The organism is Fibrella musci (genome assembly GCF_041321105.1).
In the GTDB taxonomy this organism is placed as follows: domain Bacteria; phylum Bacteroidota; class Bacteroidia; order Cytophagales; family Spirosomataceae; genus Fibrella; species Fibrella musci.
Genome location: NZ_JBGGWD010000008.1, coordinates 21,142 through 36,528 on the forward strand (window position 1 = coordinate 21,142; position 15,387 = coordinate 36,528).

8 protein-coding genes are annotated in these 15,387 nt (G+C 53.1%); 1 reads left to right on the forward strand and 7 read right to left on the reverse strand.

All coding sequences use genetic code 11. The features are described from left to right. Positions 1–213: 213 nt before the first annotated feature. Both ACAW74_RS24640 and ACAW74_RS24645 read right to left on the reverse strand, forming a co-directional pair. Complete coding sequence (locus ACAW74_RS24640) at positions 214–960, reverse strand: LytR/AlgR family response regulator transcription factor (RefSeq protein WP_370700922.1); 747 nt, start codon at positions 958–960, stop codon at positions 214–216. Further along, complete coding sequence (locus ACAW74_RS24645; RefSeq protein ID WP_370700923.1) at positions 957–2,042, reverse strand: sensor histidine kinase; 1,086 nt, start codon at positions 2,040–2,042, stop codon at positions 957–959. Before ACAW74_RS24645 ends, ACAW74_RS24640 begins: the two co-directional genes overlap by 4 nt. 2,241 nt (positions 2,043–4,283) lie before the next feature. On the opposite strand from ACAW74_RS24645, the gene ACAW74_RS24650 reads away from it, so the two are divergent. Beyond that, complete coding sequence (locus ACAW74_RS24650; protein WP_370700924.1) at positions 4,284–5,192, forward strand: DUF808 domain-containing protein; 909 nt, start codon at positions 4,284–4,286, stop codon at positions 5,190–5,192. 213 nt (positions 5,193–5,405) lie between these two features. Here ACAW74_RS24650 and ACAW74_RS24655 read toward each other — a convergent pair whose 3' ends face one another. The 5 genes from ACAW74_RS24655 to ACAW74_RS24675 form a co-directional block, all read right to left on the reverse strand. After that, positions 5,406–5,972: a hypothetical protein gene (locus ACAW74_RS24655; protein WP_370700925.1), complete on the reverse strand. Its 567-nt coding sequence runs from the start codon at positions 5,970–5,972 to the stop codon at positions 5,406–5,408. A 51-nt stretch (positions 5,973–6,023) separates the two neighbouring features. Then, positions 6,024–7,670: a SusD/RagB family nutrient-binding outer membrane lipoprotein gene (locus ACAW74_RS24660; RefSeq protein WP_370700926.1), complete on the reverse strand. Its 1,647-nt coding sequence runs from the start codon at positions 7,668–7,670 to the stop codon at positions 6,024–6,026. Positions 7,671–7,732: 62 nt separating this feature from the next. Beyond that, positions 7,733–10,942 carry a SusC/RagA family TonB-linked outer membrane protein gene (locus ACAW74_RS24665; protein ID WP_370700927.1) on the reverse strand — a complete coding sequence of 1,070 codons (3,210 nt, stop codon included), beginning with the start codon at positions 10,940–10,942 and terminating at the stop codon, positions 7,733–7,735. A 324-nt stretch (positions 10,943–11,266) separates the two neighbouring features. Beyond that, positions 11,267–13,018, reverse strand: a complete 1,752-nt coding sequence (locus tag ACAW74_RS24670) for a DUF885 family protein (RefSeq protein WP_370700928.1) — start codon at positions 13,016–13,018, stop codon at positions 11,267–11,269. Between the two features lie 28 nt (positions 13,019–13,046). Next, positions 13,047–15,338 (reverse strand): S9 family peptidase, encoded by a 2,292-nt coding sequence (locus ACAW74_RS24675; protein ID WP_370700929.1) that lies wholly within the window; start codon positions 15,336–15,338, stop codon positions 13,047–13,049. Positions 15,339–15,387 lie beyond the last annotated feature (49 nt).

A 15,387-nucleotide genomic window follows, 5' to 3' on the forward strand; every position in this document is an offset into this window, starting at 1 on the left:
TAAATTAGGCAATAACGCACTGCCATTTCGGCCAATCAGGGCCGAAATGTATCATTGAGCATCATGGTTGAGCGAGGAAGGCGCTGCCTGTTAAACAGCTATTGGGCAGGTTGTTGGCCTGCCTGACAGAGGGTTTTGCTTCAGGATGGTTTCCCTGAGTTGCATGATGGACTAAAGGTAATCAGCAACAAGTAAATTCGCTAACGGTAATGACTATACGCGCTTACCGCCGTGAATTTTTTCGCGAAGGGTATCGAAGAACACTTTTCGATATCCTTCACCCAACGGAATGTAAGCCTTCTGATTGGTCAGCAGGATTTGATTCCCATCTACGGCTTTGATCCGATCAAACGATACTAAGTACGATTTGTGGACGCGGAGAAAACTGGTCTTGGGCAAAACCTCCTCCATTTCTTTCATACTCATCATTGTAATGATACGCTGTTCGTCTCCCGTATAAATCGACAAATAATTCTTTAGCCCTTCAACGTATATGATGTCGTTGAAGTTGACCTTAATGAATTTGCCTTTGTAGTCGGTCTTAACAAAAATGTAATCTGAAGCTCCGTTGATCGGCTCAGCTTTAGGAGCGTTGGCGTTGTTAGTAAGCTTACCAAACTTATCGACGGCCTTTAGAAATCGGTCATAAGCCACGGGCTTAAGCAGGTAATCGACAGCGTTATGCTCGTAACCGTCGAGTGCGTAGTCGGGGTAAGCAGTCGTAAAAATGACGCTAATTTCCTCAGGCAACAGATTTACAAAATCGAGTCCACTGATGTTGGGCATGTTGATGTCGAGAAAGATGACATCGGCTGGCTGTTTTTTTATAGCTTTAAGTGCCTCTACCGGATTAGTGAAACTGTCAATCAGCGTCAAATTGTCGGTCTGCCCGATGTAATTGCGGATTACATCAATAGCCGCTATTTCGTCATCTACGATGTAGCAAGTCGCCATATTCATAAGTTGATCGACAAACGGGTTTCGTAGCGATTTTCGCTATCAACAACTGTAAAGGTGTGATTCGTGTTGTACACGTCTTTAAGGATTTTTCGGACGTTAGTCAGGCCGATATTGTTTGAATCTTTTGCTTTGACTTTGTTCTTTTTATTGACAGTTGAAAAATATAAGATTTCGTCTGTCGTTTGTATCGTAACACGTACCGGCGATTCAGCGTCGAAAAGGTCGCCATGTTTGAAACAATTTTCGGTAAGTGTCATCAAAACTAAAGGAACAACCAGCTTATAATCAAGCATTCCGTCGATTGTGAATTCGACATGAATTGAATTGCTGAATCGGGCCTTCTGTAATTCAATGTAATTACTCAAATGACTTACTTCATCGGTCAATAGAGCTTTGCCATTGATAGTGCGTTTCTGCAGCGCGTACCGCATAATACTTGACAAAAGCTGAATACCGCGGGCCTCCTGAGGCATTTGAGTGATCAGCCGCGAATAGAAAAAATTTAATGTATTAAACAGAAAATGAGGATTCAACTGCGATTTCAGGAAATCGACCTCCAGTAGATTGAGGTGTTTCTCCATTTCGATCATGCGAAGGTTATTGGCCCGTTGCTCCCGTTCTAACGACAATTTTCGCTTTTGGGTGACATACAAGTGTGAACCAAACCAATAACCCAGTGCAAGCAACATATAATAGCCACCCCGCCAGAAAGTTTCTCCGATTAATAGACGCTTAGAGGCGTAGGGTTGCGCCCAATCAGGACCCAATATAGGTAAAATGTATAATTTAAAAATTACTTTAAAAATAACATAACCAATAAGTATACAGCTTGTATACAAAGTCAGACGTATATATTGACGACTTGGTAAAAACATAGGATACACATACAAGGCGGCGAAATAGAATAATATTGCATTGGCTGCGAAGCCAATCAGGGTTTCAGTGATGTATAATTTAACTTCACTGAGTACAAAAAAATAAATTAAATGCTCGTAAACTATATACGCTAGCCATACGTAAATATGAATCCGTATAACTGACCAGGAAATGCCTTTTTCAATTTTTCTGTACCAGTTACTCATGACCTATATATACCAATTAAGGTAGATGATATTTTCTTTGCGGTTTATGTAAATACATGCAACAAGAGCTACGCCGTAACAACAGGCTGCGAGACGAATAGGTCAAACCATCTTGGCATCTGGCATCAGCAGGTAGGTGGTACAGGGATTATCGAAACGTACATATATCAGACAAATTACTTGAGTCTTTCTTCATGGGATAGAGCGGGTTAAGAGCCTACGCTCGGAAAGGCAGTAGTAGGTAGCAGCCATAGCAGCCTGTATTGACCGAAATACAAGGACACGGCCGCATCAGTGTGTTGCCTTTCTGCGTATGGATAGCACTATTGCCCTTTTGCCTTCTAGCGTAAATATAGGCATAACAACTCTAAACGATCAATTGCCAGTAAACAATGCGTTACTGTGATAACTCCTTAGAAGTCGCTGTGGTATAGTCTGAATATTGGCCAAATACAGCTAACTCACCGAAGAAAATAGGGTAAGTTTGTAATCCTTTGTGATTCGGCCGCACCGGCGGACCGGAAAGAAATTTATCCAGGCAACGGTTGGCTTTATTACCCAATGGCTTGCCTCAGGCAAAAAGCTTTTAGCTTACTCAGTCCGATCCGATCCACGGAGGCATGAAGCTTTCTGTCCTTAGCGGTTTCTTACCCGCGTAGGCCTGAACCTCGATGTGGTGGAAAAACCAGCAGTTAGTATGTAGAAGGGCAAAATGCTCAGCAACTGGAAGGAACGGGAATGCTCAAAAACTCTTTCCGTACTGAATTTGTGAAAGAAGCGACAAACGGGCATAATGACTTTACGACCAACTAGTAGTTAACGGCATTGTCCATTCGTACGGCGTTGATCATAATGGTTGCCTTAAACGTTAGTGACCTTAAGAGGTCGGTCTGTTTGGCGGGCATCTCTTTCTCCTTGCCATAATTGGTAAGGCCTTCCACTAAAGCATCGAATGTGAACTGCCCATCTAACTGATCATTAATTATTTGTGACCGTTTGTGGTACCTCGTTTGTGGCTTGCTGGTCAACTCTTCCTGGAAGGATTATCCGTACATCTCATACCAAAGCCGTAACTTATCCTTTATCTGGTTATCCTGTTTGCTTTTGCTTTTTTGTAAAAACTTCCATTCGGCTAATGTAAGATGCCAAACAACCGTTGCTTTCTGTCAAGACAGGCAAGCCTTTAACTATATCCTGCTCGGTTCTACTTGCCCGTTTGTCGAGGAACAAATTAATGGTTGTCCTGCTCGTAATGTATTGCAAGTTGGCAGTCAGTTGCAATACAGATTGCAATACAAAATTGTAGAATCAGCGCACAAAAGCAATAAAGAATGATAAGTGTTTCAGGGTTAACTAGCTGTTTTTCAGGAGATTTGAATAGCCTTGGTAAAAGAAATTATACTATTCGTTAAGGGCTTGGCTACGACTGTTAATCAGAGGGTCGTTGGTTCGAGCCCAGCTTCGGGAGCACAAAGCATAAAAAAAGCACTTACGTTAAATCGTGAGTGCTTTTTTTATGCTTTGTGCAATGCATTTATTGCGTGTTGTATCGAGTATGAGGAGTGCTTACAGCAACGGCCGACTGCGCGTGGAGTAATGGTAAAAGACTGGTTATGAAGCACAAGTTTGTCCTGAACCCCGCCGACGTGGCGGAGTCTGAGTTTGGAAGTACGGCCGGTCAGGGCAGGGGTGGTCGAATGACTAGGACTTCCCGCGCCATTGGCTTGACTGGGGTCCGCGTAGAGCTGTTGCACAAACCGACGGGCGTAATGGTGTCGGCAGAGGTACCACAGGGCCATTATAGCCGACAGGAGCTAATTAACCGACGTGAGGTGTTGAAGACTCAACTATGGGCTGAACTGGAAAAAAAGGTCATCGCCTTTTTGCGGCTATCTGGTTAATAGGCTCTGTAAACAAGACCAACATGATAGGTAATTGTAATGTTCGCCCGTATGTTGTGTGCGTTGATGAGGCATAACGAATACGGAGTCTTACATATCAAGCACTCACCGTTAACCGTGAGTGCTTTTTTAGTGTTGTATCAGACAGAGCCAGGAGCAGTGGTAGTTTGCGATGGCTTCGGAAAGGCGCTGAACCAGACGCGCGCTAACCTGCCACGACATACCATTGGCAAGCCACTCATACTCAGTCGTTCTGTGTTGACTATCCGCGTCGGAAACAGACATAGCTTGTTTCTGTCTCAGGGCTTGCGTGTATTTTAGAAGTTAAAACGAAAACGAAATGCCATCGGGAGTATTTGCCGTCTTGGATGATATAGCGGCGTTAATGGATGATGTTGCCCTGGCAACAAAAGTAGCCACGCGCAAAACAGCCGGCATATTGGGCGATGATTTAGCCGTAAACGCTGAAAAAGCTACCGGCTTTCTGGCCGACCGGGAGTTGCCCATCCTTTGGTCGATTACAAAAGGGTCGTTCGTCAACAAGCTGATCATTGTGCCCGTTGCACTGCTGCTCAATGCGTTTCTACCCGCTGCTATCACCTGGATTCTGCTGGCTGGTGGTTGTTATCTGGCGTATGAAGGGGCGGAGAAGATCGTCCACTTCCTGGCAGAACGAGTGGGGAAGAAACAGCACGCCGCCACCCCGGCTCAGGAGGAAAAGCCAGCCTCCGGTGAGGAGAAGGATAAAGTAAAATCGGCTATTACCACCGACTTCATTCTCTCGGTGGAAATTGTCATCATCGCGCTGGGGTCTGTGGCTGAGCAAGAACTGTCGGTACAGATCGTGACTGTGGCGGCGGTGGCGCTGTTGGCCACAGTTGGCGTGTATGGCTTCGTGGCGCTGATTGTGCGCATGGACGATGCGGGTTACAAACTAATCAAAGGATCGGCGGAGAAGAGTCTGCTGGCGACGCTCGGCCGTGGGTTGGTCGGTGCGCTACCCGTCGTCATTCGGGTTTTGGGCGTGGTGGGTACGTTAGCGCTGCTGTTAGTGGCCGGTGGCATATTCGACCACAACATACCGTACATTCATAAGATGCTGCCCAACGTACCTGCCACGCTGAAAGAATTCGTGCTCGGTCTGGTGGTCGGCTTAGTTATCTACGGCGTTGTGGCCCTTTTTCAAGGAGTTCGCCGGGCACCCAGCCCAGCGCTTTCGAGTGAAAACGCGGACAACAAAGTCGGGTAAGCAGCAACAGGCTGGAGGTGCTGCGTCAACACGGCGCTTAATCGCGAACTGAACGGTACGTTCAGACCGCCTCAGGATGCGCGTTTTCTGGACAGGCAATTCGGCATCAGCGTGAATGGCCTTGCCACTTTTGAGTCCATAAAAAACGGCCGGTCCGCTACGTTTCCGTTAGCAGGCCGACCGTCTTTTTAGGCTCAGCAAAGAGCGCTACCGTTAATTCACCACGTTGATCCGGTAGAAGAAGGGCGAGCTGTAGAACGCACCACCGGTGATGTTGGCACCCGTGTTGGCCGCCGTAAACGTTTTACCGTTGGTCAGTTTCATGGTGCCGTTAATCTCAAACCGGTCGCCATTGGCGATGTCAGTGGCGGTCAGCTTTGTGGCCGTGAGGGCCTCGGTACCCGTCACCGCGATGGTAGCGCGCGGATAGCCGGTCGTGGCGTCTTTCGTGAACGCCGACGCCGGAATCGACTTCAGGGCTACGGTCGTCGAGGGCGTCGTGCCGTTGGCGGGCGTCGCGTCCACAAACTTGATCGTCAGGTCGTACGAGGCAAACAACGCGCCCTGATTGGGCGTGACAGCCTCGGCCACAAACTCCATTTTGGTCCCGCCCAGATTTGCCTTACTGACGCTGAACGTCGAATTGCCAACCGGGTAGGGCGTCACGGTACGGATATAGCCCCCGTTCTCGATATCGGCCGGTTCGATCCGGCTCACCATGTCAGTTTTACAGCTCAGCGAGCCTAGACCCAGCAGAGCAAGAAGAAAATACTGTTTCATCACAACTTACGTTTTGTGGGAATTGATGCGTCTACAACAGAACCCGAATGCCTATTTGAGTATACCGGCGGCGTTATTATCCCAGAAGACAGGCACCGTCAGGCTCGCTTTCTGCTTCGCATTGGCGTTCCGGATGATGTAGGTCGACGGATAGTAGTAGGACCGGGGGAACGAGCCGGGACTGGCGTCGAGCGCAGGCTGCTGATTCGACGGTTTGCCCGTGCGGCGATACAGGTTGTACGACTCGATACCGTTGCCATACAGCGCGAGCCAGTACTCCGTCGCGATGATGTTCAACTTGGCGTCGGTGGTCGCGGCGGCGTCGTAGTCGGCCAGTACTTTCGTTACGTACTTCGTCACCTGATCGGCCCATACGAAGTTGTTGGCGGCTTCGTAGGTGCTGATCTTGCCACTCTCGATCGTACCCAGCGCCATCGCCCGTACGTCGGCCATCGATTTTTCAATCGCTGACTTGAGCAGGTCTTTGGCCACGCCATTGGTGCCCAGCGTCAGAGCCGATTCGGCCAGCATGAAGTCGACAAACGACCGCATGATGATGGGGTGAAGGCCCGCGCCACCGGCTCCGGCGCCCAGCGATACCGGTACGCCCGCGTCGTTATCAAACAAGCCACCGGCCGGATAAACGCCCCAGGCTGTGCGCAGCAACCCATCGGGTGGAATGCCCTCGTTGTTGAGGTGATCGCGGCCCCAGTAGCCAACCCCCGTCGGCAGGCAGAACACGTCGGCATCGGTATAGTGAGCGGGCTTCGAGTTGGTGATGCAGCGCAGCGCGTTTACGTCGGTCGGGTTTTTCACCGTTTGCCGGTAGAAGTAATACCGCATGCGGGGGTCCTGAAAACCTTTCGACGAATACAACGTACCCATGTAGGAGTTCGACTGGTAGTCGCCGCCGCCGGTGGGGGAGTATTGGCCGGCATAGCGCGGGTGGCGCGTGTCGGGGTTGGTCAGGTTCGAGCCAAACTTAAACACAAAGTTCTGGGTGGCTGTCGAGATGAGCTTGTTACCGGCGATCAGGGCATTGATCGCCGTGGTAGCCCCCGCCTTGTCGATCAGGCGGCGGTTGAGGTACGCTTTCAGCTTCAGCGAATTGGCCACCCGCGTCCAGCTGTCGGCGTTGCCGCCGTAGATCAGGTCGCTGGGCGCGCCCGATTTCGAGGTAGCAGCAAAGTTGGCGATGGCCTTGTCCAGCTCGGCCAGGGCGGCTTCGTAGATGCTCTGCGCGGGGTCAACGGCCGGGTTGAAGTTGGCGGCGTCGATGGCCTGTGAGTACGGTACGTCGCCGAAGCCATCCACCAGATTGATCAGGACCGAAGCCCGCAACGTACGGGCAATGCCGGCATGCACGAACAGTTCACTCGACTCAGCCAGCGGAATCAGCGTTTTTACGTCGGTCATCAGGCCGGCGTAGGCGGTTTCCCAGGCCCCGTCGAAGTTACCGGGCGATACGGCGTTGTCGTAAATGGCCGCTCCCTGGTTCAGCATGCGCGTCAGGCGCATCCCCGGATCGCTCATCTGGTTGAAGTGCGTCCGGTAGCTTAGCTCAATCGAGTTGAGCAGGTAATTGATGTCTGTGTTGTTGGTCGTTACGGCATTCGGATTGTCGAGCAAATCCAGCTTGCAGGAACTGACCGCCCCCACACACAGCAGGAGTAGTAAGGCGCTTAACTTCTTGATCATTATCGTCAGCTTTTAAGATAAGGAATGGGCAGGCGCACGGGGCGCTTTGCGTTGCCTTATGGTTAGAAGGTAATCTTTAGCGTGCCACCGAGCCGTCGTGAGCTGGGGCCCGTCAGGAATTCGAAGCCCATGCCTGTGCCGACGCCCAGGCCGAGGTTGTCGGTATCGAAGTTGAGTTCTTTGGGGAAATACAGCGCCCGGTACCAGAGGTTGTTGCCGAAGAAGGTGAGCGATGCCCCTTTGATCGCCATTTTGTTCAGCAGCGTTTTGGGCAGCTGATACGACAGCGATACTTCCTGTAACCGGATCGTCGACCCGTCGAACATGCGGCCTTCATCACCAAAGAAGTAATAGTTGTTGAAGTAGAAGTCCGATGCCGTAACCTGAATATCGTTCGGCGTGCCGTCGGAGTTCTTCACGCCAGGCAGAATGATCGTCTGTGACCGGTCGTTGCCGCCCAGATTACCGTTGGCCGTGTTGACCAGACCGCGACCCAGCAGGGCACCCGCCGTCGACGAGTACATCACCCCGCCGTGACGATAGGCGATCATCACGTTCAGCGAGAAGTTCTTGTAGCGGAATTCATTGATCAGGCTCGACGTAAAGGCCGGATTGGGGTTGCCCAGGACAACCGGCGAAGTAGTCGCCAGCAGGTAGCCTTGCCCGTCGATCAGGTACTGACCCTGCTCATTGCGCCGGAAACCGGTGCCTTTGATTACGTTGAAGGGTTGCCCAACCACGGCATAGTTACCCAGCGTGCCACCGAAGCCAGCGATCTGTACTTCCTGAAGCGTGCCGCCCAGATCGAGCACCTTGGGTACGTTGCGCGAGAACACGCCGGTGACATCCCACGAGAAGCCCTTGCGTTTGATGGCCGTACCTGACAGGCTCACTTCGATCCCTTCGTTGCGGATCTTACCGATGTTGATTGTCGTAGCGGTGTAGCCGGTCGAGGCATCGAGCGGGGTGCGGGTAATCAGGTCGCGGGTGGTGCGCTGATAGCCCGTGATGTCGAAGTTGAGCCGGTTGTTGAACAGGCGACCTTCAAGACCTAACTCAATTTCGGTATGGAGTTCCGGCTTCAGGTTCGGGTTGCCCAGCGTGTTGTCGACCGAGTGGGTCTGCACAGTAGCCCCCGACGAGTTGAGCCAGCCCCTGGCGCTCTGGTTGAGCACGTTACGGGTGCTGTACGGGTTGGGGAAACCCGCCGACGTACCGATACCCGCCCGAACTTTCAGGAAGCTGAGCACGCTGTTACCCTGTAGGCTGCTGATGGCCGACGTGGGCACAAACGAGATACTGGCCGAGGGGTAGAAGATCTGACGGTTGGCAATTTCCACCGTCGACGTCCAGTCGTTCCGGGCGGCCAGGTTCAGGAACAGGTAATCGTTGATGTCGGCTGTGAGTTCGCCAAACACCCCGATCCGCGTTTGCTCCACTTCGCCATTCGACGCCACGTTATCGATGAAATTGCTGTGGCGGAACAGGTTGCGCGCCAGTTGGTTCTGGCTCGTTACAAAAATCGAGCTTGTCCGGTCGTTACGCATGTTGCCACCAATCCGGCCTGAGAGCGTAAAGCGGTCGGCCAGGGGTTTGGTGTAAGACAGAATTACGCTGTTATCCCAGATGGTATTCCGGATGTCGTAGGTATTGTAGAACCCATTGACGAAGTCGACGCCGCCCTTGTTGAACTTGTACTCCTGACTTTCGGTGTACGTATCGAGACCTACCTTATAAAGCAGCACCAGGTCCCGGGCGATGTCATACGTCAGGTTGGTCGTGGTGAAGAACCGGTTGACGACACCCGTCGTTTTGTAGTTGGCCAGAATCCAGCGAGGGTTGGGGATGTCGTTGCCGGACCGGAAATACACCGTGCCACCGTCGACCGGGTTTTCGTAGGGCCAGCCCATGAGGTCAACCTGCCGGGGCGTGAAGAGCACGTTGGCCAGCACCGACGGGAAGCCGCCGAGCGAGTTGTTGCCGGTTCCGGCGTTGAGCGGGGGCGAGTACTGATCCGTGTTGGCGTAGTTGAACGAGGTGCTGATGCTCAGTTTCTTGGTCAGCTGCGCCCGGATACCCGCCCCAATATTAAGGCGTGTCAGCCCGTTTTCGGGAATATATCCTTGCTCCTTATTATAACCGACCGAGAGGTTGTAGCCAACCCGTTCGTTACCACCCGACAGGTTAAGCGAGCTGTTGGAGATGATCCCGGTCCGGAAAAAATCCTTCACGTTATCAGGGAAGACCTGCATTTTGTACGGACTCACCGACGCCACGTACGGGGCCATTGCCGCCCGCAATGCTGCGTTGGTCAGGAACGCATACGGGTGGTTGGTCAGCGCCGTGTTCGTATTCTGCGAGGGGTAGGCAGCGGATTCGGCGAGTGTAGGGCCGAAGTTGCTGAAGAAATAGCCCAGGTTCTGCTGGAAACCACCCACATAATCATTCTGATACGTAGGCAGGTTGGCCGTGTTGGCAAAGACAGACTGGGTCAGCGTAATTTCAGTGGGGCGGGCTTTCTTGCTGCCGTTTTTGGTCGTCACCAGAATAACCCCGTTCCGGCCCTGATCACCATACGTAACGGTAGCAGCCAGCCCCTTTAACACGCTGATATTCTCGATGTTATTGGGGTCGAGGTCCAGGAACCGACTGGAGGCCGACTGCCCCCCGCCCGTAAAGCCGTCGCGTGAGTTGGTGCTTGAGTTGAACGGCACGCCGTCGACGACAAAGAGGGGTTGCGTTGACCCTGTAATCGACGAGAAACCCCGAATGTTGATGCTCGTTCCCGTGCCCGAAACCCCCGATGTAGCCGTAATGTTTACCCCGGGAATTTTGCCCTGTAAGACCCGGCCAACGTCGGCTTGCGGACGGTCTTCGAGCAGCTTGTTGTCCAGGGTAGTTACGGCGTAACCGAGGGCTTTTTTCTCACGGACAATACCCTGCGCCGTAACGACTACTTCCTGTAAACTCTTGGTATCGGCGGCCAGGCTAATGTCGATCTGTGTGCGATTGCCAATCGCGATTTCCTGGGTAACCGTCCCCACAAAACTGACGACGAGCGTGCCACCACCCGAGGGTACCGCAATCGAATAGGTACCATCGACGCCGGTGTTAGCTCCTTTTGTCGTTCCTTTCAACACGACCGACGCGCCCGGAATCGGGCTGCCGTCTTCGGCTGCTGTGACCTTTCCTTTGAGGGTCCGTTCCTGAGCCCAGCAGGGTTCCCAGAATGAGTATACCAGCAGTATACTCATCAGTAGATTTCTAACCATAGAGCAGATTAAATTCGAATTATAAAGGAGGTTAACTATCGTCAAATATATAGGGTTAAGATATTTTAACAATACGCCTATCTATGATATTTTATGACAGTTATAGTACTTAAGGCAGAATATTATTCCGTGTTGTCTAGGGAAATGTACATTATTGCAGTATATGCTGACTAAATTAATAGGAGATTAAATAAGTACAAAATAATAAGTAATTTATGATATTACTTCTCGGTAAGTATCTGTTGGAGTCTATGCCTTTTCTGATCCATAAAAAAGCCCGTTCAACGGTAGGCTGAACGGGCTTTTTTATGGACCTCGGCTATACTAGTCGCGTAGTGGTTTTAGGTCGTAGAATCGCCAGGTCGTTTTGAAATCCTTGGGCAACTTCTGGTTGATCAGGATGGCGCGGATCATCTCGACCGGCATGGAGTTGATCTGTAACACCGCGTCGTGAAACTGCTTGTGGGTCATGCGTCCGCTATCCACCAGTTCTTTCTTGAGGGCCAGAAATTGGAAGCCGCCGGTCATGTACGCCAGTTGATACAGCGGCGGATACCCCCCGATAAACGACCGCCGTACTTCACCCTCAGCATTGGCCCGCTCATGTCCAACCCGGTCGACAAGGAAATCGATGCATTGCTGCGGGCCCCATTTGCCCAGGTGATAGTTGAGCGAAAAGATGATCCGGGCGCAGCGGTGCATCCGCCAGAACAGCATCCCGATGCGGTCTTCGGGCGACTGCGGGAAGCCCTGATCCCACAGCAGCATTTCCCAGTAGAGTGCCCAGCCTTCGGTCCAGAAGGGGGTGTCGAAGTTGCGATACACCTTGTACCGGTTGTTCATGAACCCCTGCAAGTGGTGGCCCGCAATGAGTTCGTGGTGTACAGTTGCCCGCGAAAAATGGGGGTTGTTGCCGCGCATGCTCATCAGCTTGTCGGGGTGTTTCATGCCCTCGGTAGGGTACGAAATCTGGATCACCTCGCCGCCCAGAAAGAAGGGGTTGACCAGCTGCCGCTCGGGCGACATCATGCTCATGCGCCAAGTTTCTTCGGCGATGGGCGGGATGGTGATGAGGTTTTTGGCCTTCAAAAACGCCACCGATTCGTTGAATAGCCGCAAAATCAGCTCGGGTTGGCGGCCTTCAGGTACGTAGCTGTTTTTGACTTTTTCCTGCGCCGCTTTCCAGTTGTCGCCGAAGCCCATCTCGCGCGAGGCCTTCAGCAACTCCCGGTCGCACCAGGCAAATTCTTTGTTGGCGATCTCGATCAGCTCTTCGGGTGAATAGGGAATCATCTCGACCTGAAGCTGCCGCAGCAATTCGTCGCGCCCAACGGCTACGCCTGTAATGCCGCTGCCGTCGTCTTTCACAGGGGCGGCGTCGCGGCTTTTCTTGCGGAAAAAGGCGGTGTAAGCCGTCAGCAGGCTATCGGTTTTCTGGTAGGGCTGCGGAATCCACCACGAAAAACCCGGCTCGTAGTGGTTGTAGAACGTATACACGCTTTTGAGTGCCGACTGCAACCCTTCGGCCGTCGAGATGGCCCGCATCAGCAGGGTCGGGTTCAGGTTGGTTTCTTTCGATAGTGAACTCTGCAACTGGCTGATCTGCTGGCTCATGCCGGTCAGGTTCTGGGCAAATTGCTGCGGGTTGAGTACGTACCCACGCCGCCGCCGCTTTTCAACCGCATAGACCGAATCGGCAAAGGGAAACCAGGCGTTGATCTGTTCCCGCTCGGTCGCCTCGGCCGCCAGCTTGCCCAGTTGCTGTTGCAGATCGCGCCGAAACAGCAGGTAGTCGACCCGGCTGTCTGTGTTCATGCGGTTGAAATCGAGTTGTTCCAGCCGATTCAGGTAGTCGGTATGAAATTGCTGGAAACGTACCCGGCGCTCGGGCGACCCCGCCACGGTGTAGAAACGGCTCAGGCTACCCCAGTCGGCGTAGTACTGCGTCAGCAAATGATGGACATCGCTACTCTGCGGATTGATGCCATTGAGCGGGTTGGGCTGCGCCTGGCAAAAGGGGGTATTGATGACTAAACAGCTGATTAGCAGAAGAAAGACGGTAGCGGATCGGATCATATCGGCAGTTGGCTTACAGAAAAGGCAATCAGTTCGGCGAAACGGCGGGAGCCGGAGCGGGCCAGGCGGGTGGGTTGACACCCAGCAGATGACGGACGAAAAAGTCGCGGCGTTTGCGTTCGCCGTAATCGCCACCCGACGAGTGGCCCACGCCCGGCAGCACCACCAGTTCAAAATCTTTCTGGGCTTTGATGAGCGCGTCGGCTACCTGCATGGTCGAGGCGGGGTCGACGTTGTCGTCGACTTCGCCCACCAGCAGCATCAGTTTACCCTGTAGCTTGTGGGCGTTGGTAACGTTCGAGCACTCGGCATAGTGGGGGCCGATGGGGTAGCCCATCCACTGTTCGTTCCACCACATCTTGTCCATGCGGTTGTCGTGGCACCCGCACGACGAAACGCCCACTTTGTAAAAGTCGGGGTGGAAAAGCAAAGCCCCGGCCGCGCTCTGACCGCCCGCCGACGTCCCGTAGATGCCCACGCGGTTCAGGTCGAGCGAGGGATATTTGCGGGCGGCGGCCTGTAGCCACAGTATCCGGTCGGGGAAGCCCGCGTCTTTGAGGTTTTTCCAGCAGACGTCGTGGAAGGCTTTCGAGCGGTTCGACGTACCCATGCCGTCGATCTGCACCACCACAAAGCCTAGCTCGGCCAGTTCATGCATGGCAAAAGCGTTGGCCATGAAGGTCTTGGGAACAAACGACCCGTGTGGTCCGGCGTAGATATTCTCGATAACCGGGTACGTTCGAGTCGAATCGAAATTGGTAGGGCGAATGATGATGCCCCAGATATCGGTTTTGCCGTCGCGACCTTTGGCCGTAAACACCTCGGGGGTTTTCCAGCCCGCCTGTTGCCAGTCGCTGATATCGGCCTTTTCCAGTTCCATCAGCACCGACCCGTCTTTGGCGCTGCGCAGCACGGTAGTCGGCGGCAGGTCGACCCGCGAATAGGTGTCAGTAAAATACTGAAAGTCAGACGAGAAGCGGGCTACATGATTGGCGTTTTCCGTTGTCAGCGCGGTAAGGCCGGTACCGTCGAAATTGACGCGGTAATACTGAATCAGATACGGGTCCTGCCCCGATTGCTTGCCGCTCGCCGCGAACAGGATCGTGCGGGTGGGTTCATCAACATGCACGACTTCGCGCACCACCCATTCGCCTTTGGTGATCTGCTTTTTCACAAGACCCGTAGTACCATCAACGAGGTACAGGTGGTTCCAGCCGTCGCGTTCCGAGGCCCAGATTAGCTCTTTGCCATCGGCCACGTCGTAGCGAAACCGCTTGCCGCTGTAGTCGATAAAGGTTTTGCTCTGCTCCTCGATTAACGTCTTGACGGCACCCGTACTGGCGTTTACGTCCAGCACGCGGTAAAGCTGATGCCCCCGTTGGTTGTACTCGAATGTGAAGGCGCGGCTGTCGGCCCGCCAGTTCAGGTTCGAGAGGCTAAACTGCTGGCTGAACAACGCGTCTGACACCGGAATATGCTGTTTGCTATCGACCAGAAACAATTGTGGCCGCCGCATGGGCAGTGCATCGCCGGGCTTGAGGTACTCGCGGTTTTCGAGGCGGGGTTGCAACTGATCGGTCGGCGACGAGCGGACAAAGTGAATCAGGTGCTTTTCGGCGGGGCGCAGTTTGGTGGCGACCAGCTTTTTCGAGTCGGGCGCCCACTGAATGCTGTTGGCGTAATAATCGCCCGCCGACCCATCGAAACTCAACTGACTTTCGGCCCCCGTTTGCCGGGATTTGATGTACACGTTGTAGTTCTTGACGTAGGCCGTCCAGTTGCTGTCGGGCGAGGTAACCAGCCGTTTTGCGGTTTCGTCACGGCCTTCGCCCCAATAGCGCCGGTCGTTCACTTCGGTCGTAAAAGGCCCTTTCTTCCGAAAGGCTACCGAACCCGGTCCGTATTGCCAGACCGACCCTTCAGCCACAAACTCGACGCTCTCGTCGTCTTTGCCGAAGGTGATGCTATTGAACGGAAGTTTGTAGGGGTCGAGCGTTTTACCGGTCGCTTCGGATAGTTTCTGGGCTACCTGTTGCGCGTCGAAGGCAGGTTGCCGGGTCCGTTTGGCGGCGTCGACCACGATAAACTCGCTCCCTTTGCGGGTGCGGGTCAGGTACCAGAACCGGTTGCTTTTAGGAAGCCAGTTGATGGTCGCCGGGGCGTTGTAGATTTTGTCACGCAGCTTCTCTTTCAGCGCTTCGCTGCGTTTGTAATCGTCGGCCGTGCCCTGCCCCAGCGCCCGGCTCCCTGCCAGCAGCAGGATGAAGGCCCAGCTATAGAGTGAGTTGGCTCGACAAATAGGAACGATGTAAGGTTTCATAACGAGGTAGCACTAGCCAGACAATCGGTGGGTACGTTTACGGCACCCG